Source organism: Mycolicibacterium chubuense, from assembly GCF_001044255.1.
Lineage (GTDB): Bacteria > Actinomycetota > Actinomycetes > Mycobacteriales > Mycobacteriaceae > Mycobacterium > Mycobacterium chubuense.
Genome location: NZ_JYNX01000017.1, coordinates 1 through 24,846, shown reverse-complemented (window position 1 = coordinate 24,846; position 24,846 = coordinate 1). Strand labels below are relative to the sequence as shown.

The following is a 24,846-nucleotide window of genomic DNA, read 5'->3' as shown; positions in this document are numbered from 1 at the left end:
CCGAGATCGGCGCAACTCGTGTGCTCGCCTACCCTCACATCCGGGGCCAGTGAGAGGACGCCTGTGAGCATGACCAGCAGCGATTCGACGATCGCGACGTTCCGCGGCGCCGACGGACTCAGCCTGACCGCCGACGAATGGAACCACCCGACCACGACCGACGGCTTCGATTCGTCGCAGCCCTCGGTGCTGATGCTGCACGGCGGCGGGCAGAACCGGTTCTCCTGGAAGAAGACGGGGCAGGTGCTCGCGTCCCGCGGGCTGCACGTCGTCGCCCTCGACAGCCGCGGTCACGGGGACAGCGACCGCTCCCCCGACGCCCGGTACACCGTCGAGGCGCTCTGCGCGGACACCCGGCGGGTGCTCGAGCAGATCGGCCGCCCGACCGTGCTGATCGGGGCCAGCATGGGCGGGCTGACCGGCATCCTCGCCGCCCGCGAGGCCGGCCCCGACACCGTGACCCGACTGGTCCTCGTCGACGTCGTCCCGCGGTACGAGAAGGACGGCAGCGCGCGCATCCGCGACTTCATGTTCAGCCACGTACACGGGTTCGGCTCGCTGGACGAAGCCGCCGACGCGGTGGCGGCGTATCTGCCGCACCGTCGACGGCCGAGCAATCCCGAGGGCCTGAAGAAGAACCTCCGGCACCGCAACGGCCGGTGGTACTGGCACTGGGATCCGGCGTTCCTGACCGCGCCCGACGACGATCCGTTCGTCCGGGTCGAGCTGCTCGAGCAGGCGGCCATCGAGCTGACGATCCCGATTCTGCTGATCCGGGGGAAACTGTCCGACGTGGTGAGCGAGAAGGCTGTGGCCGACTTCCTGGAAAAGGTGCCGGGCGCCGAGTTCGTCGAACTGTCCGGGGCGGGGCACACCGCCGCCGGCGACGACAACGACGCGTTCTCCGACGCCGTCGTCTCGTTCGTGCTGCGGCCGTGAGCGCGCACGACACGGCGGGCTTCAATTTCCTGCAGCAGCAGGAACTTCCCGCTCCCCAGGTCACCGAAGCGCAGGCCGAGGAACTCGTGGCCACCCACTACGGCCTCGTCGCGCGGGCCACCTCGCTGGGCAGCCAGCAGGACAAGAACTTCGTCATCAGCACCGGCAGCGACGACGATCACGCCGTGGCGGGCGTGCTCAAAATCGCCAACCCGGCGTTCACGGCGACCGAGCTGGCCGCCCAGGATGCGGCTACCGCCCACATCGTCGACGCCGAACCGACGCTACGGGTGTCGGTTCCGCTGCCCAACACGTCCGGCAAATTGTGCACTCCCGTCGAAGGATTGGTCGACGGAATCGCCTATGTGCGGCTGCTGCGTTACCTGCCCGGCGGCACGCTCGTCGACGCCGGGCATCTGACGCCCTCGGTGGTCGCGGGACTGGGCGACGTTTCGGGCCGGGTGAGCCGGGCATTGGCAGGCTTCAGCCATCCGGGTCTGGACCGAATCCTGCAGTGGGACCTGCGGTTCGCCAAAGAGGTGGTCGACAGGCTCGCCCGTTACGTCGACGACGCCGACCTGCGCGCACGGCTGGAATCCGCGGCGGATGCGGCCTGGTCGCGCATCGCACCGCTCGATGCCTCGCTGCCGCGCCAGGCGGCGCACATCGATCTGACCGATGCCAACATCGTGGTGTCGTGGGTCGACGGCGTCCCCCGCCCGGACGGCATCATCGACTTCGGCGACCTGTCGCACACCTGGGCGGTGTCCGAACTGGCGATCACCGCGTCGTCGGTACTCGGCCACGTCGGCGCCTCTGCGGCATCGATCCTGCCCGCGGCGCGTGCCTTTCACGCGGTGCGGCCGCTGTCGGAGGCCGAGTGCGACGCGCTGTGGCCGATGATCGTGCTGCGCGCCGCGGTGCTGATCGTCAGCGGGGCGCAACAGGTCGTGCTCGACCCCGGCAACGACTACCTGACCGAGCAGTCCGACGCCGAGTCCCGGATCTTCGAGGTCGCGACGTCGGTGCCGATGGACGTGATGAGCGCGACGATCAAGGCCGACCTGGGCTTCTCGCGGACGACGACGCCGCTGCCGGTGACGGTTCCGATGATCGCCGCGCCGCCGGAGCAGGTCGTCACGCTGGATCTGTCGACGACCTCGGACGTCTACGACGACGCGTTCGACACCGCCGGGGTGCTCAGGTCCGATGTCGAGGACACCGCGGCCCGCGCCGCGCTGCGCGGCGGTGCGGCACTGGCCGTCACCCGCTTCGGGGAGGCGCGACTGAGCCGCGCACCACGGCTGAGCCAGGACAGCCCCGACGTCGTCGCCACCGGGATCAGCGTGTGGACCGCCCCCGATGCCGGGGCCACCGCCCTCGTCGCGCCGTGGGACGGCGAGGTCGAGACGTCTGCCGATCGGATCACACTGCGCGGCAACGGGTTCGAACTGCACCTGATCGGAGCACACCCTGCGGCGTCGGGTAGCGTCCGCGCCGGGGACTCCCTCGCGTCCGCCGACGGCCGCACCGAGGTGAGCGTGCGGCCGCTCGGAGCACCCGATGCGCCGCCGTTCGTGAGTACGGATCTGGCGCCGGGATGGCTCGCCCAGGTCCGCGACCCGAGGCCACTGCTCGGCCTCGCGCCGCTGCAGGGCGGTGCCGACACCGGTGATCTGCTCGCCCGGCGGGATGCGAGTTTCGCTCCGGTGCAGGAGTTCTACTACCGCCGGCCACCGCAGATCGAACGCGGCCGCCGCCACTTCCTGATGTCCACGGCGGGGCGCAGCTACCTCGACATGGTCAACAACGTCACCGTGCTGGGCCACGCGCATCCCCGGATCGCCGAGGCCGCAGCCCGCCAGCTGCGCAGGCTGAACACCAACTCGCGGTTCAACTACGAGGCGGTCGTCGAGTTCAGCGAGCGGCTGGCCGGCCTGCTCCCCGACCCGTTGGACACGGTGTTCCTGGTCAACTCGGGTTCGGAGGCCAGCGATCTGGCGATCCGGTTGGCCACCGCGGCGACGGGGCGCCGCGACGTCGTCGCGGTCCGGGAGGCCTACCACGGGTGGACCTACGGTACCGACGCCGTGTCGACGTCGACCGCTGACAATCCGAATGCCCTTGCCACCCGCCCGGATTGGGTGCACACCGTGGAGTCGCCCAACAGCTTCCGCGGCAAGTACCGCGGCGCCGAGGCGACCCGCTACGCCGGCGAGGCGGTCGCCCAGATCGAGGCGCTGATCGCCGAGGGCCGGCCACCGGCGGGGTTCATCTGCGAGAGCGTGTACGGCAACGCCGGCGGGATGGCGCTGCCCGACGGCTACCTGCAGCAGGTGTACGCCGCGGTGCGCGCCGGCGGCGGACTGGCGATCTCCGACGAGGTCCAGGTGGGTTACGGCCGCCTCGGCGAATGGTTCTGGGGCTTCCAGCAGCAGGACGCGGTGCCCGACATCGTGTCGGTGGCCAAATCGGTGGGCAACGGCTATCCGCTGGGAGCGGTGATCACCAGCCGCGCGGTGGCCGAGGGCTTCGCCAGCCAGGGCTACTTCTTCTCCTCCACCGGCGGCAGCCCGCTCTCGTGCGCGATCGGCATGACGGTGCTGGACGTGCTGGCCGAAGAGGCACTGCAGGACAACGCCCGCCGCGTGGGTGCGCATCTGAAGGCGCGTCTGGAGGGGCTGCGCGACCGGCATCCGCTGATCGGCACCGTGCACGGTGTGGGGCTCTACCTGGGTGTCGAGATGATCCGCGACGCCGAGACCTTGGAGCCCGCGACGGCCGAGACGGCGGCGATCTGCGAGCGCATGCTCGACCTCGGCGTGATCATCCAGCCGACCGGCGATCACCAGAACATCCTCAAGACCAAACCACCGCTGTGCATCGACGTCGAGGGGGCCGACTTCTACGTCGACGCACTCGACCGCGTGCTCACCGAGGGCTGGTGATCCCGGCCAGTTCCGATCCCAGGTAGGTGCGCGCGATCTGCTTGGCCTCGGCTGCGGGTACCGAGCGGACGACCTTCTGCGAACCCAGCCCGTCGATGAGAGTCAGCAGGCGGCGCGCGACCGCGTCGACGGGGTCGGCGACGGTGAACTCACCGGCGGCGATGCCGGTGCCGACGATGTCGGCGAGGAGCGTCACCCACCGGCCGGTGAGTTCGTCGGCTTCGCCGGCGAGGACGGGATTGCGCCGGGTCAGGGTCCACGTCTCCAGCCACAGGGCGCTGCCCTCGTCGCCGTCGTCATCGAGCACGTAGTCGATCAGCGCCTGCATTTTCGCCGTCGCGGTGGTCTGCGCGGCGACCCGGGCGCCCGCCGCGTCGAGATCCTGCTGCGCCGCGGCGCGGAACGCGGCTGCCGTCAGATGCTCGGCCGCGGAGAAGTAGTGACTGACCAACCCCGGCGTGACACCCAGGTCGGCGGCGACGCGGCGCAGGGTGACCGCCGAGAGGCCCTCGGCGCGCGCGATCTCGACGGCCCGGCCCAGCAGTTCACTCCGCCGCTCGGCGGGGAGTTTTCGCTTCGCGTCGCGGAGGGTCACCGGACAATCTCCTCTTGACGGATGGCGGGGCTTGTTGAACACTACATCAACACTATTGATGCACCCCTCAACAAAGCGAGCCGCCATGACCGCCGTCCAGCCCGTCCCCGCCGTCGTCGGCGACACAGAAGACCGCGTCGGGGCCGTCGAGGCGGCCGGCGTCGAGTACCTGCCCGAGGAGGCGCGCGACTCGCGGCCCCGCAACGTGGGCGCGGTGTTCCTCGGCGCCAACCTCACGTGGACCAACGTGGTGTTCGGCGCGTTCGCGATCGTGTTCGGTCTGTCGTTCTGGCAGACCGTCGCCTCGATGGTGGTGGGCACCGCACTCGGCACGCTGGCCGTCGTCCCGACGGCCGTCATCAGCCCGCGCACCGGCACCAACATGACGGTGTCCTCCGGCGCGTTCTTCGGCATCCGCGGGCGGTTCATCGGGTCGGCCATCGCGCTGCTGATCGCGCTGGCGTTCGCCGCGGTCACGGTGTGGACGAGTGGCGACGCGATCGTCGCCGCCGCGCACCGGATCCTCGGCACCCCGGAGACCGCGCTCACCCGGGGGCTGTCCTACGCGGTCCTCGCGGTGCTCATGGCGGCGGTCGCGCTGTACGGGCACGCCACGATCGTCGCGATGCAGAAGATCGTGGTGCCGGTCGTCGGCGTCCTGATGATCCTCGGGGTGGCCGCCTTCGCGGGGCAGTTCGATGCCTCGACGGTCGGCGGCGACTACGCGCTGGGCGGCTTCTGGCCCACCTGGACACTGTCGGCGGTGCTGTTCGCGGCGGCGCCCATCTCCTACGGGCCGACGATCGGGGACTACACCCGCCGGATCTCCGCGCGGCGCTACGGGAACGGTCGGATCTGCGCGGCGCTGGGCGTGGGCATGTTCGTCGGCGTCCTGCTGCCCAGCCTGTTCGGCGCGTTCACCGCCGCTTCGTTCGCCGATCCGACCGAGTCCTATCTGCACGACCTGGTCACCGCGGCACCTGCCTGGTACGTCCTGCCCATCGTGGTGATCTCCGTGCTGGGCGGCCTCAGCCAGGGCGTGCTGTGTGTCTACGCCAGCGGTCTGGACCTCGAAGGGCTTGCGCCGCAACTGAAACGCACCCACACCACGGCGATCACCGCGACGGTGGCGATCGGCCTGCTGTTTCTGGGCGTGTTCGTGTTCGACGCCGTCGAGTCGGTGACCGCGGCGACGGTGGCGCTCAACGCCGTCATCACCCCGTGGGTGGCGATCCTGGCCGTCGGCGCGCTGCGCACCCCCGACTACGACCCGACCGATCTGCAGGCGTTCGCCCACGGCCGGCGCGGGGGGCGCTACTGGTTCACCCACGGCTGGAACCTGCCGGCGGTCGCCGCGTGGACGGCGGGGGCGGTGTTCGGAGTGCTCGCGGTCAACACCACGCTCTACGTCGGTCCGCTGGCCGACATCGCGGGCGGCGTCGACCTGAGCACGGTCGGCTCGGCGCTGCTGGCGGTCGGCATCTACCTCGTCATGCCAGCAGCGGGACGTCGGCGAGCGGATCGTCGGTGAGGATCTCGAACATCGCCTGCCTGCTGGTCAGCTCGGTTCGGGTGATCCCCTTGCCCGCCAACTGGATTCGGCAGCGCGCGATGGCGGAGTTGTAGCAGTACTTGGTTCCGCCGTGGGTGTCCGTGTAGGTGAGGCCGATGACGTCGGCGGGCACCGTCGTGATCTCCCCCTCGATCATCTGCTCTCCGACCCGCCCACCGAAAGCCCATGTGAACGGGCGGTACCGCCCGTGGGTCTGCAGGCTGCCGGAGATGCTGCGCACGGCGAACTCCTCGCCCCCGTGCCGGAACACGAACAGGGTCACCCCGGGCAGCAGCACCGGCCCCACGGCGGCCCGCGCGGTGACGATCTCGAGCGTCGAGTCGGGCGCGTCGTCGAAGGCGCACACCTGGCCGTAGGCGTAGGCGGGGGTGTGCCGCGTCCCCCAGTTGTGATCCACGCTGCCCGTCCAACCGTCGATGTCGAGGTCGGCGCCGTCGAGCAGGAGGCGGCCGTCGAACCGTGCCTGCGGGTGGCGCACCACGGTCTTGGCCGTCGGGATCCGCGCCCGGTAGGCCCGCTCGGACAGCACCCGCACGGGCTCCTGACCGCCGGGGGTGATCGCCAACTCCCAGTACCCGTGCCCGGGCACCGTGCCGGTGGCCGACGCGTCGTCCAGATTGGTCGGCCCGATCCGAACGTCCCATGGGTCGTCGCCGAAGGTGGCGTCCGCGACCGGATAGGACTGCTTGTGCGCGCGGTGGCCCGCCGGGTCGAACACCATCACCCAGACGTCGGCGCTGGCTTCACCGGAGGTCGGCAGCAGCAGGGTCTCCCGCAGCCAGATCGCGCGGGATCCGTCGGCGGCGTTGGCGCGCAGGAACCGGCTCTCGTAATAGGGGGCCTTCGCGTTCGTCACGCCCCCAGCATCCAATACTGGAGCCGTGACCGGGATGCAGATCGTGGCGGTGGCGCTGGCGGCGATCGCCGTGGGTGAGGCGATCGCGCTCGGCGTGATGTGGCGGCGGGTCCGGGCCGCGGAGGCCGAGGCCGACGAACTGCGCAGCCGCCTCGACACCCGGCAGATGCTGGTCTCCGGCGGAACCCGGGCGGTCAAGACGGTGTGGCAGACGGCCAACATCCTGCGCCGCGACGGCTTCGGCGCGGCGGTGCGCTCCTCGATCGAAGAGCTCGCGGACTGGGCGGAGGTGGAGCGACCGGACCTGGCCCGGCTCTCGCCGAACGGCAGGCTGGCGATCATGTTCTCCGACATCGAGGGGTCCACCGCGCTCAACGAACGCATCGGCGACCGGGCGTGGGTGCGGTTGATCGGCAAGCACGACAAGGCGGTCCGCCGTCACGTCGACCACCACCACGGTCATGTGGTGAAGAGTCAGGGTGACGGCTTCATGGTGGCGTTCGCCCGGCCCGAGCAGGCGGTGCGGTGCGCACTCGACATTCAGCAGTCGATGGCCAAGCAACGCAATGGCTTCCGAGTGCGCATCGGTATCCACACCGGCAAGTCGGTGCTGCGCGGCGACGACGTGTTCGGCCGTAACGTCGCGATGGCCGCGCGGGTCGCGGCCCAGGCCGACGGCGGGGAGATCCTGATCAGTTCCGCCGTCCGCGACGCGGTCACCCGGTGCGACGACATCACCGTCGACCAGGGCCGCGTTGCCGACCTGAAGGGCTTCTCCGGCTCGCACACCCTCTACTCCGTGGCGGCGGAACGGGACTAGTCCGGCCGGTTCTCCGCCTCGTCCAGGCGCTGGTGCAGCCGGGCGCGGATGTCGTCGGCGGTGTAGGCGTTGCGCCGCCGCTGATCGCGCGCCACCAGCACCCCGCCGGCGACGACACCGGCGACACCGGCCAGCCCCACCCACTTCCAGATTCCGCGCATGCCTGCAGTCTGCCTAAGCTGCGGGCATGAATCCAAGCACGGTGTCCCTCGATCGCGCCCTGGAAGAGACGCGCACGGGCGACATCTGGCTGTTCCGCGGCCACTCCGGACCCGACCGGGCGATCCAGTCGATGACCAACAGCCCGGTCAACCACGTCGGGATGACGGTCGCCGTCGACGATCTGCCGCCGCTGATCTGGCACGCCGAACTCGGCGACAAGCTGCTCGACCTGTGGACGGGCACCCATCACCGCGGCGTCCAGCTCAACGATCTGCGCGCGGCTGTCGAGCGCTGGGTGCACACCTACGGTCAGCATTGCTGGCTGCGTCAGCTCATCCCCCACGCCAGCCGCGAGCAGGAAGACCGCATGCTGCAAGTGATCGCCCGTATGGACGGCACCCCGTTCCCGTCCACGGCCCGCCTGACCGGCCGATGGCTGCGCGGCCGCGTCCCGACCGTCAGCGACTTCACCCGCGGAATCCCATTGCTGCACAACCGTGTTCGCCGAGCAGCCGAGCGGCGCAAGGCCGAGCAGGCGAAGGTCGGGCTGGAGACGGCCTACTGCGCCGAGACCGTGGCGATCACCTACGAGCACATGGGTCTGCTGCACACCGAGAAGCACGCGAACTGGTTCGATCCCGGTAAGTTCTGGAGCGGCGACGAGTTGCCGCTGGCGGCGGGCCACCGCCTCGGCGACGAGATCGCGGTGATTGCGTAGCCGACCGCTGCGCGAAACGCCGATCCGGATACCGGCTTTCCCGCACCGGCAGTGCTTTGCTGGTGGCGAGCACACGTGCAACGAGGGAGCGCAGGCATGCCGACCGTCACCGCCAATGCCCCTGCACACGATCCGCCGACCGGCCCGACACGGAAGTCGCGCCTGTCGGCGCTGTCCATCGTCGTCGCTTCCGTCGGCACCCTCGTCATCGTCTTCGCCCTGCTCCAGTCACGCACATCCGCGCCGACCGAGGTGCAGTCCGTTCCCGCGCAACCCGATACGGCGTCGCAGTGGGTCACCACGGCCCCCAAGCCCCTGCCCCTGCCCGCGCCCGCGCCACGGCAGCCGCAGGCCCCCGCACCGCCCACGGACAGCCAAGGCTTCGTCGACTCTGCGGCACGCTGTGACGCCACGCAGCGCGCGGTCGCCATCGCCCGCACCGAGCGCTCCGCGATCGTCGTGTGCGAGACGGCCGCAGGCGACTACAGCTACCGCGGCGTCCGACTGCAGGACGGCGCGTCGCTGCGACTCGACGACGTGCGACCGATCCCCGCCGGGTTCGAGGCCCGCAACGACGGCACCACCTACCGGCTGTCCCCCACCGAACTCGTCGTGATCTCCGGGGAGACCCTGCAGAGCCGCGACCCGGTGGTCGAGCACCGGGCCGGCTGAGCCGGACGTCCTGGCGCTGCGCCGTGCCCTCGATCACCGCCCTCCGCGACCCCGGCCTGAACGCGCCGTCGGGCATCATCGCCGCCGACGGTGACGTCTGGTTCACCAACATCGGCGACGATCGCGTGGGCCGGATACGCCACGGGACCGTCCAACTCTTCGCCGCTGCACCGGGTGCAATCCGATTCCCCGCGAACATCTTTCCCGGGCCCGACGGCCGGATCTGGTTCACCAGCCTCGGGTCGGACGCCCTCGGCGCGATCGATCCGGGCGAGGCGGATCCCTCGTCGACGATCAGTATGTACGCGCTGCCCGACGGCAGCCGCCCCGTCGCATTGAAGGCCGGCCCCGACGGGCGAATGTGGTTCTCGCTGCGCGGCATCGACGCCATCGGCTCACTCGATCCCCGCGCGGCCGATCCCGCCGCATCGCTGCACATCGTCGCCGATCCCGACATCGCCGCTCCCGCAGCGCTGTTCGTCACAACCGACGGGAAGGTGTGGTGGGTGAACTCGGCCGCGGGGACGCTCGGCACGCTCGACGTGGCCACGGATGCGGTGACGACCCTCGGCGCACTGCCCGCAATCCCGCGGGCGTGGACACAGACTCCCGACGGCCTGCTCTGGCTCACCACCCGGGACCCCCCCGGGCTGCTGTCGTTCGATGCGCGCGACCCGGCGGCCACCCTGCGGCACGCGACCGACCCCCGGCTGCGAGAGCCCGACGGCGTCTGTGCCGGGGCGGACGGTCGGGTGTGGTTCGTCGACACCGCCGCCAACAGCATCGTCGGCCACCAGCCGGAGTCGGGGTCGTGGGAGTTCTTCGGCGCACCGCCCGACGTCGACGGGCCGTTCGACATCAAGCCCGGTCCGGACCCCGCTGTGATGTGGTTCACCAACAAGACCGGTAACAGCATCGGGGCGCTGAGCGCTAAACCCTAGGGAGCGTTTGGTCGCTTTATTTTGTGGTTACTCTGAGACCCGGTACGGGGGGTCGTTTCCGGCCGGGGCCACCATTCATGGCGACCGGCGCGTTGAACAGCGACTCTGAGGAGGGTTCATGACTCAGTTCAAGAGATTCGCAGCAGGTGCGGTAGCTGCCGCAGCACTGGGATCGGCCATTGTCGGCGTCGGCGCCGGTATCGCACAGGCGAAACCGGGGCATGGCAACGACGACATCTGGTTGCCTGGCGACCCGCCGGGCCACAACCCGTTCGGCCCGCCCGGACAGGTGAAGCTCGGACCCGGCCCGCTCGCCGCGCCCGGTCACTGGGATGACCCGGTTCGCATCGGCCTGCCGCCCGTGTGGCGACCGGTGAACTGGCTCGACCTGGGGATCCGCGACCCGCAGCCGCTGGTGTGGAACCCCGGCAGCAACTCGTGGGGTATCTGGTGGAACGGATTGTTCATCGGGTACTACGCCTGAGTTCGTCCGCGTCGATGGCCGTCTGGAGAAATCCAGGCGGCCATCGGCCGTTCAGGTGTGGCGCGTTCGTGACCTGACCGCGACCCCCGTGGGGCAGGCTCGAACCTCATGGCAGCCGTCGTGGTGATCTCCCTGATGGCGGCGTCCGGGCTGCTGGGCTACCTCGTGGGGCGTCGCGCCAACCGGCGGACGCCGACCTGGCAGCAACGCATCCAGAGGCCAGCTCTGGCCCGCCAGGCGGTCACACTGGTCGCGTTGGTGGCGGCCAGCCAGTTGCACCGCTCTGCGCACCGCCTGGTGGGCGCTCGCCGGCGCGGTTACCGCTGAGCGGGCTCGGGTAGCTTGCCGGTATGCCCCTTCGCTATGTCGACCCGAACCGCCATCGCGGCCGCTCCTACCAGCGCGGTGTGCAGTTCGGCCGGTCACCGATCGGGCAGTTGTTCGCACGGCACGTCGCGCGCCGCACCGACCCCTACCTGTTCCGGTTGACGGGTGGCCGGGTCAACATGGGGCCGATCATCAACGCGCCGCTGGTGTCGACCGGCGCGAAGTCGGGCCAGCGGCGCCAGACCCAGTTGACGTACTTCCACGACGGATCCGACGTGATCCTGATCGCGTCGAACTACGGCAAGCGCCGGCACCCGTCGTGGTACTTCAACCTGACCGCGCATCCGGAGTGCGAGTTCGGCGACGAGCCGTTCACGGCCACCGAGGTCACCGACCCCGACGAGTACGCCCGCCTCTTCGCGCTGGCCGAGAAGGTGTACCCGGGGTACGACGACTACCGCGAGAAGACCTCCGGGACGGGTCGGCAGATCCCGATCATGCGACTCAGTCCGCGCTGAGGTAGTCGCCCAGGTTGGTCGCCGCGCATCGGGGGACTTACGGCTCTAGCTATCAGTGCGAGTGCATCCCGATAGTGAGAGCACAGATCGCGTGTCTTTGCGAAGGGGAAAGCATGAAGCGCGAAGCGTACAAGTTCCTCTCGGGCGCGTTCGCCGCACTGGCTTATGCACATGCCCTGTATGCGGTGCTCACCTCCCGCGGGATGATCGGGAAGACGGTCTTCCTCGGCCGACGTTGGGGGGTGGGGTTCATGTGGGCCGAGGCCGGTGTCTACTCTGCGATCAGTCTGACCCTCGGATACCTCGGCTGGTTTGCGAAACCAACCGCGCTGCAACACCGTCCGGCTAGTTCCGCGGTCACGCAGGGCGCGGCGACCGCCGCCGGGACCAACGACCCGCATCTCGTCGGCCGCTGAGCCGTGCGGGATTCCCGGGACACCGCGCGACTGTCTCTGGACCGGCTACGCGATGAGCGCGGACGCCGGGTCGTTCTCGTGTCACATTGCCTGCTCAACGAGAACACCCGGTACGCCGGCGGAGCCACCCGGTCCGGCGCGGTGACCGAAGCCATCGACGAACTGATGGCCTCCGGTTACGGCATTCACCAGCTGCCCTGCCCGGAACGGCTGGCCTGGGGCGGCGCGCTCAAGCGACACAGCCTTCTTCTCCACGATTCCAAGGGCCGCCCGCTGTATCGGGTGCGGGCCTTGCTGTTACGGGCTTTTCTGCTGTGGACCAAGGTCATCTACCGCCGTCTCGCCCGGCAGGTGTCCCGTGACGTCGCCGACTACCACCGCTCCGGGATGACGGTCGCCGGTGTCATCGGCATCGGGGCGTCGCCCTCCTGCGGGGTGACCACCACCCTCGACATGCGGGCTGCCCTCGAGGTCCTGGCATCATGCCCCACGGCAGCGCTGACTCGAGAGGTCATGAACGAGAGGGCCGTACTGGGCTGCCGCCGCCCGGGCATGGGCCTGTTCGTCAGAGCGCTCGACGCGCAACTCAGGCGCCGGCGAGAAGTCGTGCCCGCGTGGGAACACGACCTCGCCGCCGAGCTGAGCGGGCGGCATCAAGGCCTGCTCGCCACACCGCCGCGGCGGGTTCTGGGCGAGTCCCCGCCGTGAAGACGGTGACCTATCCCGCCGCCCTCTGGGACACGTTCCGGGCGGCCCGGGAGGGTCAGGCGGCTGTCGCCGCGCGCCGACAACGGCGCCTCGACGACATCGCCGGTTATGCGCGCACTCACTCGCGCTACTACGGCCGTCTGTACCATGATGTGCCCGAACGTATTTCGGAGATCGGCCAGCTGCCGGTGACCACCAAGGCCGATCTGATGGCCCACTTCGACGATTGGGTGACCGATATGTCGGTGACCCGAACGGAGGTCGAGGCCTTCCTCGCCGATCCGCGCAGCATCGGTCGCGACTTCCTCGGTCGCTACGTGGTGTGCACGACATCGGGGGCGACCGGCATTCCGGCGATCCTGCTGCACGACATGTCTGCACTCACCGTGTACAACGTGCTGGGCTACGTTCGTTCCCTGCCCGCGGTACGGCTGTCACCGAGGCAGCTGTGGGCGCTCGTGCGCGGACGTTTTCATCTGGCCGCGGTCATGGTCAGCGGCGGCCACTACCTGGGCAACGTCATGATGGCCCGGCGCCTGCGAACGATGCGGTTCCGCCGCAGGACGCAGCGGCTCTTCTCCGCGCTGGCCCCCATCGACGAACTTGTCCGCGACCTCAACGCGTTCGCACCCGTCATGGTGGCCGGTTACCCGAGTGCACTCGAAACCCTGGCACTGGAACGGCAAGCGGGTTCGTTGACGATCCACCCCGTCATGGTCACCGCCGCCGGCGAGACACTGTCCGCCGCGCAGCGGCGATTGATCGGTACCGCCTTCGGCTGCCCGGTCAGCAATTACTACGGTTCGTCCGAAGCAGTCGGTCTGACCTTCGAATGCTCCCTACAGCGACTGCACGTCAACAGCGACTGGTACATCGTCGAACCCGTGGACGACCACAACCAGCCGGTTCCGGCCGGCCGGCTCTCCGATGGCGTGCTCGTGACCAATCTGGCCAATCGCATCCAACCCGTGATCCGCTACCAGTTGGGCGACCGGGTGGCTCTGATGAGCGACCCATGTCCGTGCGGCAGCTTGTTCCCGGTCATTGACGTCGTCGGTCGCACCGATGACGTCCTCGTCTTCCGGGCGCCGAGCGGCGGCGAGGTCCGCGTCCTTCCGTTGGCCATCGCCACCGTCGCCGAGGAGACGCCGGGATTGGCACGCTGTCAGCTCATCCAGCGCACGCCGTCGACGCTCACCGTGCGTATGCGTGCGATCGACCCCGACCACGAAACTGCGGTCTGGGGGTCGTTGTCTCGACGCCTGACCGAGTACTTGTCGGCCCTGGGAGCGACGACCGTCACCGTGGAGAGATCCGACGAACCACCCACCCTGCATCCACGCAGCGGGAAGTTCCGGCAGGTGTTCTCCGAAATCCAGGATCATCAGCCGTGATCGACTGTCGATGTCGGTCACACTTCTGGCGACTGTGGGCCTTGTGCACGCAATCGGCCCGATATGCGTGCACAGGGCCCACACTCGCCAAGGACGAAACCTCGGAGTCGCGATCAGTCGTCGCCCGCGATGGCGCCCGTACGGGCCAGGATCGTGCGAGCCACCAATCGCGGGTCGTCCACCATGGGGACGTGACCGACGTCCGGTAGGACGATCACCGACGCCTGCGGGATGCGTTCGACCCTGTCGAGGACTCCGGGCGGCAGCAAGGTCTCCTTCTCCCCCCAGACGACGGTGATGGGGCAAGGCGGTGGCTCGAGGTATTCGATGAGCCACTCCGCGGCGCACAGGTCCGCGAGAACGGCGCAACCGATTCCGTCGTCGATGAACTCGAGAGCCCGGGTCGCTGAGATCCGGTCCGCACGGAAAGCCACGTCGCGCAGGATGATCCGACGCAACGTCGAGGACCTGTAGATCACGGGCAGGAGTGGACGCGTGAAACGACCGAGCGCGACACCGCGCTGCAGTCTGCCGAACGCGCGCTGCTGGAAGCCGTCGCCGGACGTCCAGAATCCGCCCGGCGAGAACGCGCATACCGTCGCTGCACGACCGCGCCGGGCCAGCTCGATGGCCACGAATCCGCCCATCGAATTGCCGGCCAGATGGGGGCGATCAAGGGCACACTCGTCCAGGTACCGCTCGGCCGCATCGACCATGTCGGTCATCGTTGCCGGGCGCCGATGCACCGCCGGGCCGCCACGGTGGCCGGGCGCGGTAGGTAGATACGTCTCGTGATGGCCGCACACGAGAGGAACGACATCGCGCCATGCCCGGCCTGTCATGGCAAGCCCATGCAGGAGGACAAGTGGGGACTTGTCGGAGGGCATAGGACAGTTTCCCACCGATGGCGCTGGATGTGCGCGGCTTCCGCCGAGCCCCCGACCTCGAGCACATCCCTTGCCTGTGGCGGGACTGCACAACGGCGTCGTCGGTGACCACCATCAGGAAAGCCGTTGAGAGAGAGACTCGTTGACAGCTAGATGCCCCAGAATCTGCACAGTCGTTCGGCAAGGAGGACGGGTGCGAGAAGCAGCGGTGCGATGTTGCCGGCCCCTGGCAGCGTCTCGGACACCGCATTCCGCATCGTGCGCGCCGCTTGTGCCGACTCGCCGGGGGTCCAGCCCTCCTGGCCGCCCTGCGCGACCAACAGCAGAGTCGGCGCTGTGACGGCGACAATCGCGTCACGTAGAGACTCTCGGTGAAGCATCAGGCACCGCATCGCGCGAAGCATCGCCTGCCGATCTGCGTTGCGAAACGCATCCATGGTGAGCTGAGCCTGATCCGGTTGCGCTGCAACGGCGTCGGCCCCGAGCAACGCTTCGGTGAGCACGCGATCCACTGCTTTGGGGCCGAACACGCGATACAGCTGAACCAGCGGCACGATCCGCGTCCATTTCTCCACCACACCGAAAGGTTCGACCGGAGTTCCGATTGTCACCAGGCTTTTCACCCGCTCGGGTCGTGTGGCCGCCAACGTGATGCCCACATGACCGCCGAGGGCGTTGCCAACCCAGTCGACCGGTTCTCGGATGCCCAAGTGGTCGAGAATCTCGCAGGAGGCGACAGCACAGTCTCCGACGGTGAAGTCATGATCGACCGGTTCACTTCTCCCGTGATTCGGCGCATCGACTGCGATCACCCGACGCCGTGATCCGAGCGCCTGGAGAACAAGCCGCCACGAATTCTGATCGACGAACAGGCTGTGCCAGAACACGGCGACGGGCCCGTTTCCCGAATCGGTCACGTGAAGACGACCGACATGAGTCGGCACCGACATCGACATGGCAGCCTCCCCAATTTACTTCGGACACCGAAGCTTCGTAATCCGAAGTATTCTCTCCGTCTATGGCCATGTCAAGGGATCTCCCCACCGAGCGGCAAGCGATCGGACAGCTGCTCGTGCGCCTGCTCCGACAGTTCAGGGCCGAGCTTGCGGCTCCGCGCACGGAGCGCGGTTACGGAGACGTGCGAGATGCCCACATGCATGTCTTCGGCGCCATTCGGACCGGACATGTTCGGCTGACCGAGATCGCCGCGCGGGCACAACTCAGCCTGTCGGCGACGTCGGAACTGGTGAACGAACTGGAGTCGTTCGGATATCTCGCACGTCGTGCCGACCCCAGCGACGGCCGCGCAAAGCTTGTCGTGCTCACCGCGCGCGGAGAGCAGTTGATGCGGGACGCCGGCGGACGCGTCGCCGAAATCGAGGCCCGATGGGCGGACATCGTCGGAGCCGACAGATTCCAGGCGGCCTGCGCGGTCCTGCAGGAACTGCTGGACACGCTGGAGCCTGCCGACGCGCGACGCTAGGCGCCGGCCGCTGACGACGTCGGCATCACCTCAAGACGGTCAGAGTGTGAACCGAAACCCCACCACGGGTGGCATCACACCGTTCCGCGGGCGGCCCAGGCGGCAGCGGTGACAGTGAACGGCCCGTCACCGAGCCGTTCGCGAGCCGCTGACTCGAGACGGGCGCGACCCTTGTCATCGAGTCGCCGGACGTAGTCACCGGCAGGACCGACACCGAACGTGTACGGCTCCCACCACTCCTCGAACGCCGGATGCACGACATCGACCGCAAGGGAATCTTCCTCCACATCGCGCAGGCCGGCAGTTTCGAACAGCTCAGTCAGGTGCCCCTTGTGCGCCCCGGACAGCAGCGCTTCATCCTCGACGTCAGGGGCGATCGCGTGAACCGCATCCCAGAACGGTGCGAGTGCACCGGTCGGCCCGTCCCACACGCAAGCCGCGACGACACCGCCACCGCGAGTCACGCGCGCCATCTGTCTGACGCCGCCTACCGGATCCGTCATGAAGTGCACCACCAATTGCGCCAGGGCCGCGTCGAAAGCGTCGCTGTCATAGGGCAGTTCCTCCGCCGTACCTCGACGCACGTCGACGCCGGGGAAGCGCACACGGATCGCGTCGACGAACGGTGGTGAAGGATCGATCGCCGCGACCTCGGCTCCCGCCGAGAGCAAGTGTGCCGTCAGCGCGCCCGGCCCACAGCCCACGTCGAGCACCTTGTCGCCGGCTCCGACGCCGGCAAACGCCGCGAACACCTCCGCGAGGGGCTCGGCATACCGGCCCATGAAACGCGCGTAGGCCTCCGGCGGGACGACGAAGCTCACCAGAAAATGCTACGTCGCGGGGGCCGTGTCCGAAGGCAGGTTCTGTCCGGTAGGGCGTCGGCACAGCAGGGGTGACCGGGCCGACGAGTCCGCGGCAATCACCTGCACGTTCTCCCGCCCAGACGTCGAAGCGGAAAGTCCACCGCGTCGCCGGTCCGAACAACCGGCCGCGGGCATGGATCGGTTACTCGAGCGTGGCGCGAACGATCTCGGCGATGCGGACGCGGCGATCGGAGAGAGCGCAGCCGTTGGCCGTGTCAGGCGTATCTCGACACCGCGTGGCGTGCGTGTGATTCGGCCTCGACAGACCTGGTCGCTCAGCTTGAGCTGACCCACCCACCTGGTGGAGGAGGACTGGGTCAGTGGTCAGTCCTTTGCGAGGAAGGCGTGGAGCTTTTCGACTGCGTGGTTGATGGTGAAGCTGGCTGGCTCGTGTCGTGGCGGGAACTGCTTGAACGTTTCGAGGAATTGCGTGCAGATGGCTGAGCCGTACATGACTAGGTAGCCGCGTCGAAGCATCCAGTCGTAGTAGGTGTTGGAGGTGATGTCGGCTCGCTCGTAGGGATCGGTGCGCAGGTTGAAGAGCTTGGGTAGCCGCAGGGGGACGAAGGGTTCGGCCCAGATTTGTAGTGTGCCGGGGCAGCGTTGTTCCTGGAACACGATCTTCCAGTTCTCGAACCGGAGTCCCAGGACATCACCGTCATCCGAGAAGTAGATGAATCCGCGGCGCGGACTGGTAGTGACCTCACCTGTCAGATATGGCACCAGATTGAAGCCGTCGATGTGGACCTTGAAGTGTTTGTCCCCGGCCTGGTAACCCTGCTTGAGCCTGTCACTGATGTCGGGTTCTCCCGCGGCGGCCAGTAACGTGGGGAGCCAGTCGTGGTGTTGGACGATCTCATTGGACACCACGCCGGCGAGTATTTTGCCGGGCCAGCGGATCAGCTCCGGTACTCGGAATGCGCCTTCCCAGTTGGTGTCTTTCTCACTACGGAATGGCGTGGTTCCCGCGTCGGGCCAGGTATTGCCGTGCGGTCCGTTGTCGGTGGAGTAGATGACGATGGTGTTCTCGGCGATACCGAGTTCGTCGAGGGTGTCCAGCAGGACGCCGACGAGTTTGTCGTGGTCGATCATGGTGTCGTGGTATTCGGACTGCCACAGTCCCGCTTGCCCAATGCTTTCTGGCTTGGGATGGGTGTAGAGATGCATGTGGGTCATGTTCATCCAGACGAAGAAGGGCGTGTTCGCCTGGTGTTGTCGTTGGATGAAATCGACACAGGCTGCGGTTGTTTCGTCGTCGATGGTCTCCATGCGCTTCTTGTCCAGCGGCCCGGTGTCGTCGATGCGCTGCTTGCCGACCGGACCCCATTTGGGGTCGTCAGGCTCGGTGGAGACTGCCTCGGTCGCCCAACTATGGATGACGCCTCGTGGACGGGCAAGGTCGTAGAGGCGGGGAAACTTGTCCTTGTGCGGATAGTCGATGTTCTCCGGCTCTTCCTCGGCGTTGAGGTGGTAGAGGTTGCCGAAGAACTCGTCGAATCCGTGGACGGTCGGAAGGTACTCGTTGAGGTCTCCGAAGTGATTCTTGCCGAACTGCCCAGTCGCATAGCCAAGGGGCTTGAGTAGTTCTGCAATGGTGGGATCTTCGGCGGCCCAGCCAATTGTCGATCCGGGTGCCCCAACTTTGCTCATCCCTGTCCGGTACACACTTTGCCCACTAATGAAGGCAGCCCTTCCCGCGGTGCAGCTTTGCTCACCGTACGAATCGGTGAACAGCATCCCTTCGCGGGCTATGCGGTCGATGTTGGGCGTACGGTAGCCCATCAGTCCTTGGCTGTAGCAACTCAAATTGGCGATCCCGATGTCATCGCCCCAGATCACCAGAATATTCGGTTTAGGTTCAGGCATCACATCACTGAACCATGGTGACCGCGACCACGCTAGGTGTTGACGGCACTAGCAGCAATGACCCGACAGACTGTTGCCCGGCTCAACCTCCGAGGCCGCCTTCGCGTGGTCGAGCGACTGGTGGCCGGTTGACGCTCGGGCATCGGACGGGGCTGCGTTGGGTGTCTGCAAAATTCATATCGTGGGTGAAGGTTCGACAGGTTCGATGTCGGGCAGCTGCCAGGTCTTGTCGAACAGGGGTTGGGTAGGGCCGTAGAAGCGGAAGAGGACTTCGAAGTGGCTGTTGGGGTCAGTCGGTATCCAGTTCGGCTCTTTACCCTCGGGCGGCTGAGGGCCGAAGTAGACATCAACGGAGTCGTCGCTGTTCGCTTCGAGGTCAGCGGAATTGGACGCGCGGCTAGCGCGCGGCATACCGAGTATGAGTCCGTGCGTGCGACGGTCATAAGCGGTTGCGGACCAGTACAACGTCACCGGTGCGCGGGGTGGAACTCTGAGTCGGTACGACTTGGCTCCCATCATCTGCTCTCCGCTGTTGTCGGTGATCGTCATGAGGTAGAACTGACCACTGCCTAGCCGCTTGGCACTGAAAAAGCCGATGCTGAACATGACGGCACGGTCATCGACCGGGTAGCAATCGGCGTCCTCGTAGAAGCTCTGTTGTCCATGGATCACGTCCGCCGGTATGGGAACAGCCCACCTGGTGTGAGAGAAATAGGGCGGCGCGAACAGCGATGCGTACCGGCCATCGAGCAACACGCGAGCGTCCTCTGCTGCTGATGTCAGAATCCCGGTCGTCGGCTCATCTGGGTCAAACGTGAGGCCCTTACCAATGCCCAGGGATGCGAGTTGGTGAATCATCGCCTTGTCCCGGATCAGCCACGGCTCGCTCTGGATGGCTGTGTTCAACGAGTCGAAAAACCTTGCATCAAAGGGGATTAGGCTGTCCAGGACAACGTCGCCGGCATCACGAAAAGCCGTGGCCTGCGGTCGGTCCGCCTCATTCAGCGGATACAGCTTGATTTGCTTTCCATACGCCACAGCCTCGGCGACATCGTCTGCGCTGCTGCTGACCACGTTCGAACGGCATAACCCATACCCGCGAAATGTGTCGCAGTGCAACGCGATGTAGCCCTCAGGAATGGGTTGTGAGTAGTCGGGCGGCAGGATCAGATAGCGGCCGCCCTTTCCCTGATCGACACCCGCGCGGCCGACATCTTCCAGAGCGCACTGCCACGCATCCATCAATGAGCCGGTTATCGACCCTCCGTCGGCTCTGGGTATCTCAACGACCACCGGGCCCCTCGTTGTGTCGAAGAAGGGCATGAAGTAGATCGTGTCGGGGTTCGGGGTCAACGTCTGGTTTCGCCAATCGGGCAGGTGCGACCAGAAGAGGACTTCGTTGGCTCCGCCGCCGACCGCCTCGACGAACGCCTGGAACATGCGTTGGAAGTTCACGACGGGCATCCCCCAAATCACTGCCTCAACAGCACGGGAATGCAGCATCGCCTCGCGCTTCACATCTAGCTGATCTGTGGACACACGAACATTTTGGCGGCTTGAGGCCACACACCGAAAGCCCGAATGCGCGTAGCGAGTGGACGGCGCACGGTGGACCACCACCGGGTTGCGGTTGGTCGCCGTCGCGAGCGGCCAGTACGCGGTAGACCGTTGCTCGGCTCACGCCGAGGGTCGCCGCGATGGTAGCGGCCGATTCTCCGCTCGCGCCCATCCTTTGCGCCAGCGCACTCTTCGACGCATCCAGCGCCTTAGGCCGTCCAATAGACTGCCCGCGCGCCCGACGGGCCTCCCGCGCCGCGAGCGGCAGGTTCAGCGGGCCGATGGCGGCGCTATCGAGATCCGCTCTCCCGAGTACGAATCAGTGCGAACCGTTCACGTGCCAGACGAAGTGCTTCACCTGCCCGACAACAACCCAGACCGGTGGGTGTTCCCCGGTCAAGGCGAGCACCCCCTGCACCAGAACTCGGTCGGCTACCTATGGCGTGGAGCTCGAAAAGGTGCGGGCGTTGACTATGTGCTCCACGATCTCCGGCACTTCTACGCCTCTGGACTCATTAGCGAGAACTGCGACGTGGTGACGGTTCACCGAGCACTCAGCGCACTCGTCACCGAGCGTCACCCTGAACACGTACGCGCACCTGTGGCCTGACGCTGACGACCGAACGGAATGCTGCTGCGAGCCTGTTTCAGGCCTCGATGAAACCTACGGACGGACAGCCAACAAACGGCTGCTGAGCTCGGCCTCTACACGTAGAAGCGGAACCTCACGACGTCCCAGCGTCAAACAACATCATGAACCAGCCGCGAGCACCTCGGTGACAACACCCAACGCCTCGTAGGTGGACCTGGCACGGCCGTCCCTCGTTGCCAAGGCAACGCCATGCTCGCGCGCTGCAAACGCGACCAAAGCGTCGTATGTCGCACCTCCCGCGATACCTCGCCGGGCGAACTCGCGATGTGCGGATCGCGAGGCACGCGCACCGAGCTGCAACGACACGGCGAAGTTCCCATCGATCAACGTCACCGCATCGGCAGCAGCTACGCGAGCGTCGCCGGGCAGCCGGGTGAGGACCGAGTACGTCTCCGCCAGGGCGTGCCCACAAAGACCCAGTGTTCGGCTCTCGGCCCACGCAGCGACCATCGCGTGGTGCCGGTGCGACGCCATCACCAGCGGCACGGCGACGCTGGTGTCGACCGCCGTCACGGACACCGCCGTCAACGTCGTCCCGAGTCGATCAGCGCGAACATCATCTCGTCGCTGACTTCAGTGTCTGCGCGGGCTATCAGACGTCCGTTGGCATCTCGCTCGACCCGAGCAGTCCTGCCGCCGGGGGTGATCTGCAATCCACCGCCGTATGCCGAGACGTCCACCTTTGATCCAGGGGTCAGCCCCAGTGCGTCGCGCAGCTGCTTGGGCAGGACGATTCGGCCGCCGGAATCGATGACAGCTTCCATGGGATCAGGCTACCAGTGAGATCCCATTCGCCGCGTGGGCGAATCCGACCCTGCCCAGGCGCTCTTGGAACCGGAACTCCACGATGAACATCTCTCCGTGCACATGGGGCGATCGGCAGTCGCGACGTCAGCCCGGCAGATCGCACACCAGAAGATGGAAGGCGCCATCACCGTCACCGATGCGCCTGTCCTCGGTCTTGCCGAAGCCCGCCTCGCGAATGACCGGCAGCAATTCGTCGACAGGGCGCAGCCGAAACCCGTGACGAGTGAAGGGCATCTTCGACATCTGACTCGGATCGCCGACCCCGAGAACCAGGCGCCCGCCCGGGCGAAGGACACGCGCGAATTCACGCAGCGCTGCGAGCAGGTCGGGAACGAAGTAGATCGTGTTCGTCGAAATGATCGCGTCCAGTGCGGAATCGTCGAGAGGCAAGCTCTCCATCCGACCGGAATGAAGGCGTAACCGCCCGCGGGCGATGCTGTCGGCGAACCGGCGCTTGGCCCCGGTGAGCATCGTCTCCGACATCTCGACGCCGTGTACGACTGCGGCGTCGCTGTCGAGCAGAATGCCGAGTCCGACGCCTCCCCCGAATCCGATGTCGGCGACTTCGGCAGCCGGCCTGCACGCGGCCGCGGCGACCGCGGCGGCGACGATCGAGCGATTGCCCCGGTTGAGGAGCCGTCCGACGATCCGGCCGGCGAACCCGCTCGGTTCACCGAGCTGGCGAGCCAGCCCGGCAAGCGCACGGTCCGCGATCGGCATGCTGCTCATTAGACCAGCCGACACCCCGTGGCGCCGCTGCTCTGAGCCGTTCTTCGCCGATATCGCGTCCGTGGTCGTGAACTCCCCCGGGTTCACAGCCCTCACCGCAATCTCGAAACGACGTGTCCAGGCCTACACGTTGAAGCGGAACTCCACCACGTCGCCGTCGGCCATCACGTAGTCCTTGCCCTCCATACGGACCTTGCCGGCCGCCTTCGCGGCGGCCATCGAGCCGGCCTCCATCAGGTCGTCGAAGGACACGATCTCGGCCTTGATGAAGCCCTTCTCGAAGTCGGAGTGGATGACCCCGGCCGCCTTCGGCGCGGTGTCGCCCTGGTGAATCGTCCACGCCCGCGCCTCTTTCGGGCCGGCCGTCAGATACGTCTGCAGCTTCAGCGTGTGAAAACCGGCCCGCGCCAACGCATCCAGGCCCCGCTCGGTCTGCCCGATCGATTCCAGCAGTTCGGCCGCCGACTCCTCGTCGAGCTCCTGCAACTCGGCCTCGATCTTCGCGTCGAGGAACACCGCGTCGGCGGGCGCCACCAACTCGCGCAACTCCGCGACGCGCGCCGCATCGGTGAGCACCGACTCGTCGGCATTGAACACGTACAGGAAAGGTTTGGACGTCATCAGGTTCAGCTCGCGCAGCAACGTCACGTCCACACCCGCCGAGAACAAGGTCTTGCCGCTGTCGAGCACCTCCTGCGCCGCGACCGCCGCCTCGTGGACCGGCTTGCGGTCTTTGTGCGTGCGGGCCTCCTTCTCCAGCCGCGGCAGCGCGCGCTCGAGGGTCTGCATATCGGCCAGGATGAGTTCGGTCTCGATGATCTCGATGTCGGACTTCGGGTCGACCCGCCCGTCGACGTGCACCACGTCGTCGTCGGCGAAGACGCGCACCACCTGACAGATCGCATCGCTCTCGCGGATGTTGGCCAGGAACTTGTTGCCCAGCCCGGCCCCCTCGGACGCGCCCTTGACGATGCCGGCGATGTCGACGAACGTCACCGGCGCCGGCACGGTCTTCTCCGAGCCGAACATCTCGGCCAGCTTGTCGAGGCGCGGATCCGGGAGCGCCACCACGCCCTCGTTCGGTTCGATCGTCGCGAACGGGTAGTTGGCGGCCAGCACGTCGTTGCGCGTCAGCGCGTTGAACAAGGTCGACTTGCCCACATTCGGCAGTCCGACGATTCCCAGATTCAGGCCCACGGAGTCCACAGTCTGCCAGATGCGGTCGGCACGCCCCCGTCCGCTGGCGGCGTGAGGTTGCCCCAGCCGGTACGGTCGACGTGTGTCAGGACAGCGTGCGCGCTCGGCGATACCGGCCGAACTCCGCTCCGCACATCCCAACATCCCGGGAGTTCCCTGGTGGGGTGCGGTTCTGATCGCGGTCGTCGGCTGCGCGATCGGCTTCGCCGTCGACGCCGGATCCGGCGGCGGCGCGCTGACATCCGTGTTCTCTGTGTTCTACGTCATGGGCTGCCTCATCGCGGTGCTCGCCGTGCGGCGCGTCGGGTTGTTCACCGCGGTCATCCAGCCTCCGCTGCTGCTGTTCGTCATTGTGCCCGGCGCGTACTTCCTGATGCACAGCAGCGAGATCGGTGGCATCAAGGACATCCTGATCAACTGCGGCTATCCGCTGATCGAGCGCTTCCCGCTGATGTTCTTCACCTCGGCGGCCGTGCTGGTGATCGGCATCGCCCGCCGCTACCTGGGCGCCTCGCCGGGCAAGGACGCCACCGCGACCGGCCGGCAGGCCCGCGGCCGGATGTCCGCCAAGCTCTCGTCGCTGGTGGCCGGCGGTACAGCCACCAAAGCCGACGAGGCCGCCGAGGCCGCGCAGGCGGTCGACGAAGCCCCCCGACGCCGCCGCACCGCCGAACGCCGCACCGGCACGGCCAAAGCCAAGGGCTCCCCGGCCCGCGGCGAGCGTCCGACCAAGC

At 67.4% G+C, this 24,846-nt stretch carries 27 protein-coding genes and 1 pseudogene; 15 read left to right on the top strand and 13 right to left on the bottom strand.

Annotated features, from left to right (window positions below):
* Window positions 1-69 precede the first annotated feature (69 nt).
* The gene (locus MCHUDSM44219_RS03640; protein WP_048416868.1) at window positions 70-939 is read left to right on the top strand and encodes an alpha/beta fold hydrolase; all 870 of its coding nucleotides are present in this window, start codon (window positions 70-72) and stop codon (window positions 937-939) included.
* Entirely contained in the window at window positions 936-3,887 is a 2,952-nt protein-coding gene (locus MCHUDSM44219_RS03635) for an aminotransferase (RefSeq protein ID WP_048416867.1), read from the top strand. The genes MCHUDSM44219_RS03640 and MCHUDSM44219_RS03635 overlap by 4 nt, the downstream gene beginning before the upstream one ends.
* On the opposite strand, the gene MCHUDSM44219_RS03630 is transcribed toward MCHUDSM44219_RS03635, so the two are convergent.
* On the bottom strand, window positions 3,871-4,482 hold the full coding sequence (locus MCHUDSM44219_RS03630; RefSeq protein WP_053081174.1) for a TetR/AcrR family transcriptional regulator: 612 nt from the start codon (window positions 4,480-4,482) through the stop codon (window positions 3,871-3,873). The two genes, MCHUDSM44219_RS03635 and MCHUDSM44219_RS03630, sit on opposite strands and share 17 nt — an antisense overlap.
* Before the next feature lie 85 nt (window positions 4,483-4,567).
* Between MCHUDSM44219_RS03630 and MCHUDSM44219_RS03625 the strand changes: the two genes are divergently transcribed.
* Complete coding sequence (locus MCHUDSM44219_RS03625; RefSeq protein ID WP_048416866.1) at window positions 4,568-6,013, top strand: purine-cytosine permease family protein; 1,446 nt, start codon at window positions 4,568-4,570, stop codon at window positions 6,011-6,013.
* Here the strand turns inward: MCHUDSM44219_RS03625 and MCHUDSM44219_RS03620 are convergent.
* Window positions 5,973-6,911: a hypothetical protein gene (locus MCHUDSM44219_RS03620; RefSeq protein ID WP_048416865.1), complete on the bottom strand. Its 939-nt coding sequence runs from the start codon at window positions 6,909-6,911 to the stop codon at window positions 5,973-5,975. The two genes, MCHUDSM44219_RS03625 and MCHUDSM44219_RS03620, sit on opposite strands and share 41 nt — an antisense overlap.
* Before the next feature lie 34 nt (window positions 6,912-6,945).
* Here MCHUDSM44219_RS03620 and MCHUDSM44219_RS03615 point away from each other — a divergent pair, with 34 nt between their 5' ends.
* On the top strand, window positions 6,946-7,731 hold the full coding sequence (locus tag MCHUDSM44219_RS03615; RefSeq protein WP_048416864.1) for an adenylate/guanylate cyclase domain-containing protein: 786 nt from the start codon (window positions 6,946-6,948) through the stop codon (window positions 7,729-7,731).
* Here MCHUDSM44219_RS03615 and MCHUDSM44219_RS30225 read toward each other — a convergent pair.
* The gene (locus tag MCHUDSM44219_RS30225) at window positions 7,728-7,892 is read right to left on the bottom strand and encodes a hypothetical protein (protein WP_165762011.1); all 165 of its coding nucleotides are present in this window, start codon (window positions 7,890-7,892) and stop codon (window positions 7,728-7,730) included. The genes MCHUDSM44219_RS03615 and MCHUDSM44219_RS30225 overlap by 4 nt on opposite strands.
* Before the next feature lie 41 nt (window positions 7,893-7,933).
* Here MCHUDSM44219_RS30225 and MCHUDSM44219_RS03610 point away from each other — a divergent pair, with 41 nt between their 5' ends.
* From MCHUDSM44219_RS03610 to MCHUDSM44219_RS03570, 9 genes are all read left to right on the top strand, one after another.
* Window positions 7,934-8,611 carry a guanylate cyclase gene (locus MCHUDSM44219_RS03610; RefSeq protein WP_109777575.1) on the top strand — a complete coding sequence of 226 codons (678 nt, stop codon included), beginning with the start codon at window positions 7,934-7,936 and terminating at the stop codon, window positions 8,609-8,611.
* 96 nt (window positions 8,612-8,707) lie between these two features.
* Window positions 8,708-9,283 (top strand): hypothetical protein, encoded by a 576-nt coding sequence (locus MCHUDSM44219_RS03605; protein ID WP_048416862.1) that lies wholly within the window; start codon window positions 8,708-8,710, stop codon window positions 9,281-9,283.
* A gap of 23 nt (window positions 9,284-9,306) precedes the next feature.
* On the top strand, window positions 9,307-10,224 hold the full coding sequence (locus MCHUDSM44219_RS28350) for a Vgb family protein (RefSeq protein WP_053081173.1): 918 nt from the start codon (window positions 9,307-9,309) through the stop codon (window positions 10,222-10,224).
* Window positions 10,225-10,342: 118 nt separating this feature from the next.
* Window positions 10,343-10,708 (top strand): hypothetical protein, encoded by a 366-nt coding sequence (locus MCHUDSM44219_RS03595; protein ID WP_048416861.1) that lies wholly within the window; start codon window positions 10,343-10,345, stop codon window positions 10,706-10,708.
* A 108-nt stretch (window positions 10,709-10,816) separates the two neighbouring features.
* On the top strand, window positions 10,817-11,035 hold the full coding sequence (locus MCHUDSM44219_RS03590; protein WP_048416860.1) for a hypothetical protein: 219 nt from the start codon (window positions 10,817-10,819) through the stop codon (window positions 11,033-11,035).
* A gap of 23 nt (window positions 11,036-11,058) precedes the next feature.
* Window positions 11,059-11,553, top strand: coding sequence for a nitroreductase/quinone reductase family protein (locus tag MCHUDSM44219_RS03585; protein ID WP_048416859.1), 495 nt, complete (start codon window positions 11,059-11,061; stop codon window positions 11,551-11,553).
* Between the two features lie 113 nt (window positions 11,554-11,666).
* Window positions 11,667-11,969 carry a hypothetical protein gene (locus MCHUDSM44219_RS03580; RefSeq protein WP_236695334.1) on the top strand — a complete coding sequence of 101 codons (303 nt, stop codon included), beginning with the start codon at window positions 11,667-11,669 and terminating at the stop codon, window positions 11,967-11,969.
* Window positions 11,970-12,047: 78 nt separating this feature from the next.
* A complete protein-coding gene (locus tag MCHUDSM44219_RS03575) occupies window positions 12,048-12,677 on the top strand; it encodes a 2-thiouracil desulfurase family protein (RefSeq protein ID WP_048416858.1) in 630 nt (209 codons plus the stop codon).
* Window positions 12,674-14,071: a phenylacetate--CoA ligase family protein gene (locus MCHUDSM44219_RS03570; protein ID WP_048416857.1), complete on the top strand. Its 1,398-nt coding sequence runs from the start codon at window positions 12,674-12,676 to the stop codon at window positions 14,069-14,071. The genes MCHUDSM44219_RS03575 and MCHUDSM44219_RS03570 overlap by 4 nt, the downstream gene beginning before the upstream one ends.
* 113 nt (window positions 14,072-14,184) lie before the next feature.
* Here the strand turns inward: MCHUDSM44219_RS03570 and MCHUDSM44219_RS03565 are convergent, their stop codons facing one another.
* Both MCHUDSM44219_RS03565 and MCHUDSM44219_RS03560 read right to left on the bottom strand, forming a co-directional pair.
* A complete protein-coding gene (locus tag MCHUDSM44219_RS03565; RefSeq protein WP_048416856.1) occupies window positions 14,185-14,958 on the bottom strand; it encodes an alpha/beta fold hydrolase in 774 nt (257 codons plus the stop codon).
* Window positions 14,959-15,107: 149 nt separating this feature from the next.
* Window positions 15,108-15,914: an alpha/beta fold hydrolase gene (locus MCHUDSM44219_RS03560; RefSeq protein ID WP_048416855.1), complete on the bottom strand. Its 807-nt coding sequence runs from the start codon at window positions 15,912-15,914 to the stop codon at window positions 15,108-15,110.
* A 62-nt stretch (window positions 15,915-15,976) separates the two neighbouring features.
* Here MCHUDSM44219_RS03560 and MCHUDSM44219_RS03555 point away from each other — a divergent pair, with 62 nt between their 5' ends.
* Window positions 15,977-16,441, top strand: coding sequence for a MarR family winged helix-turn-helix transcriptional regulator (locus tag MCHUDSM44219_RS03555; RefSeq protein ID WP_172506375.1), 465 nt, complete (start codon window positions 15,977-15,979; stop codon window positions 16,439-16,441).
* A gap of 74 nt (window positions 16,442-16,515) precedes the next feature.
* Here MCHUDSM44219_RS03555 and MCHUDSM44219_RS03550 read toward each other — a convergent pair whose 3' ends face one another.
* The 8 genes and pseudogenes from MCHUDSM44219_RS03550 to ychF all read right to left on the bottom strand — a co-directional run bounded on the left by MCHUDSM44219_RS03550 (window position 16,516) and on the right by ychF (window position 24,112).
* On the bottom strand, window positions 16,516-17,262 hold the full coding sequence (locus MCHUDSM44219_RS03550) for a class I SAM-dependent methyltransferase (protein WP_048416854.1): 747 nt from the start codon (window positions 17,260-17,262) through the stop codon (window positions 16,516-16,518).
* A gap of 366 nt (window positions 17,263-17,628) precedes the next feature.
* Window positions 17,629-19,170, bottom strand: coding sequence for an arylsulfatase (locus MCHUDSM44219_RS03545; protein ID WP_048416853.1), 1,542 nt, complete (start codon window positions 19,168-19,170; stop codon window positions 17,629-17,631).
* A 174-nt stretch (window positions 19,171-19,344) separates the two neighbouring features.
* Window positions 19,345-20,709, bottom strand: coding sequence for a DUF1254 domain-containing protein (locus MCHUDSM44219_RS03540; RefSeq protein WP_236695332.1), 1,365 nt, complete (start codon window positions 20,707-20,709; stop codon window positions 19,345-19,347).
* 109 nt (window positions 20,710-20,818) lie between these two features.
* Window positions 20,819-20,986, bottom strand: a pseudogene (locus MCHUDSM44219_RS30655) (helix-turn-helix domain-containing protein); the annotation flags it as partial.
* Between the two features lie 492 nt (window positions 20,987-21,478).
* The gene (locus MCHUDSM44219_RS03535; protein ID WP_269084071.1) at window positions 21,479-21,898 is read right to left on the bottom strand and encodes a PIN domain-containing protein; all 420 of its coding nucleotides are present in this window, start codon (window positions 21,896-21,898) and stop codon (window positions 21,479-21,481) included.
* 5 nt (window positions 21,899-21,903) lie between these two features.
* Entirely contained in the window at window positions 21,904-22,143 is a 240-nt protein-coding gene (locus MCHUDSM44219_RS03530) for an AbrB/MazE/SpoVT family DNA-binding domain-containing protein (protein ID WP_048416851.1), read from the bottom strand.
* 127 nt (window positions 22,144-22,270) lie between these two features.
* Window positions 22,271-22,906 (bottom strand): class I SAM-dependent methyltransferase, encoded by a 636-nt coding sequence (locus MCHUDSM44219_RS03525; protein ID WP_048416922.1) that lies wholly within the window; start codon window positions 22,904-22,906, stop codon window positions 22,271-22,273.
* A 132-nt stretch (window positions 22,907-23,038) separates the two neighbouring features.
* Window positions 23,039-24,112, bottom strand: a complete 1,074-nt coding sequence (gene ychF, locus MCHUDSM44219_RS03520; protein WP_048416921.1) for a redox-regulated ATPase YchF — start codon at window positions 24,110-24,112, stop codon at window positions 23,039-23,041.
* Between the two features lie 82 nt (window positions 24,113-24,194).
* Here ychF and MCHUDSM44219_RS30650 point away from each other — a divergent pair.
* Window positions 24,195-24,846, top strand: a 652-nt coding sequence (locus MCHUDSM44219_RS30650; RefSeq protein WP_048416850.1) for a DUF6542 domain-containing protein, incomplete at its 3' end; no start/stop codon positions are given.

Excerpts from the sequence above, each read along its gene's own strand:
- MCHUDSM44219_RS03585 (WP_048416859.1), top strand. The coding sequence starts at position 11,059 with ATGCCCCTTCGCTATGTCGACCCGAACCGCCATCGCGGCCGCTCCTAC.
- MCHUDSM44219_RS03530 (WP_048416851.1), bottom strand. The coding sequence starts at position 22,143 with ATGGAAGCTGTCATCGATTCCGGCGGCCGAATCGTCCTGCCCAAGCAG.
- MCHUDSM44219_RS03565 (WP_048416856.1), bottom strand. The coding sequence starts at position 14,958 with ATGCCCTCCGACAAGTCCCCACTTGTCCTCCTGCATGGGCTTGCCATG.
- MCHUDSM44219_RS03605 (WP_048416862.1), top strand. The coding sequence starts at position 8,708 with ATGCCGACCGTCACCGCCAATGCCCCTGCACACGATCCGCCGACCGGC.
- MCHUDSM44219_RS03555 (WP_172506375.1), top strand. The coding sequence starts at position 15,977 with ATGGCCATGTCAAGGGATCTCCCCACCGAGCGGCAAGCGATCGGACAG.
- MCHUDSM44219_RS03595 (WP_048416861.1), top strand. The coding sequence starts at position 10,343 with ATGACTCAGTTCAAGAGATTCGCAGCAGGTGCGGTAGCTGCCGCAGCA.
- MCHUDSM44219_RS03625 (WP_048416866.1), top strand. The coding sequence starts at position 4,568 with ATGACCGCCGTCCAGCCCGTCCCCGCCGTCGTCGGCGACACAGAAGAC.
- MCHUDSM44219_RS30225 (WP_165762011.1), bottom strand. The coding sequence starts at position 7,892 with ATGCGCGGAATCTGGAAGTGGGTGGGGCTGGCCGGTGTCGCCGGTGTC.
- MCHUDSM44219_RS03640 (WP_048416868.1), top strand. The coding sequence starts at position 70 with ATGACCAGCAGCGATTCGACGATCGCGACGTTCCGCGGCGCCGACGGA.
- MCHUDSM44219_RS03560 (WP_048416855.1), bottom strand. The coding sequence starts at position 15,914 with ATGTCGATGTCGGTGCCGACTCATGTCGGTCGTCTTCACGTGACCGAT.
- MCHUDSM44219_RS03590 (WP_048416860.1), top strand. The coding sequence starts at position 10,817 with ATGGCAGCCGTCGTGGTGATCTCCCTGATGGCGGCGTCCGGGCTGCTG.
- MCHUDSM44219_RS03545 (WP_048416853.1), bottom strand. The coding sequence starts at position 19,170 with ATGCCTGAACCTAAACCGAATATTCTGGTGATCTGGGGCGATGACATC.
- MCHUDSM44219_RS03615 (WP_048416864.1), top strand. The coding sequence starts at position 6,946 with ATGCAGATCGTGGCGGTGGCGCTGGCGGCGATCGCCGTGGGTGAGGCG.
- MCHUDSM44219_RS03580 (WP_236695334.1), top strand. The coding sequence starts at position 11,667 with ATGAAGCGCGAAGCGTACAAGTTCCTCTCGGGCGCGTTCGCCGCACTG.
- MCHUDSM44219_RS03525 (WP_048416922.1), bottom strand. The coding sequence starts at position 22,906 with ATGCCGATCGCGGACCGTGCGCTTGCCGGGCTGGCTCGCCAGCTCGGT.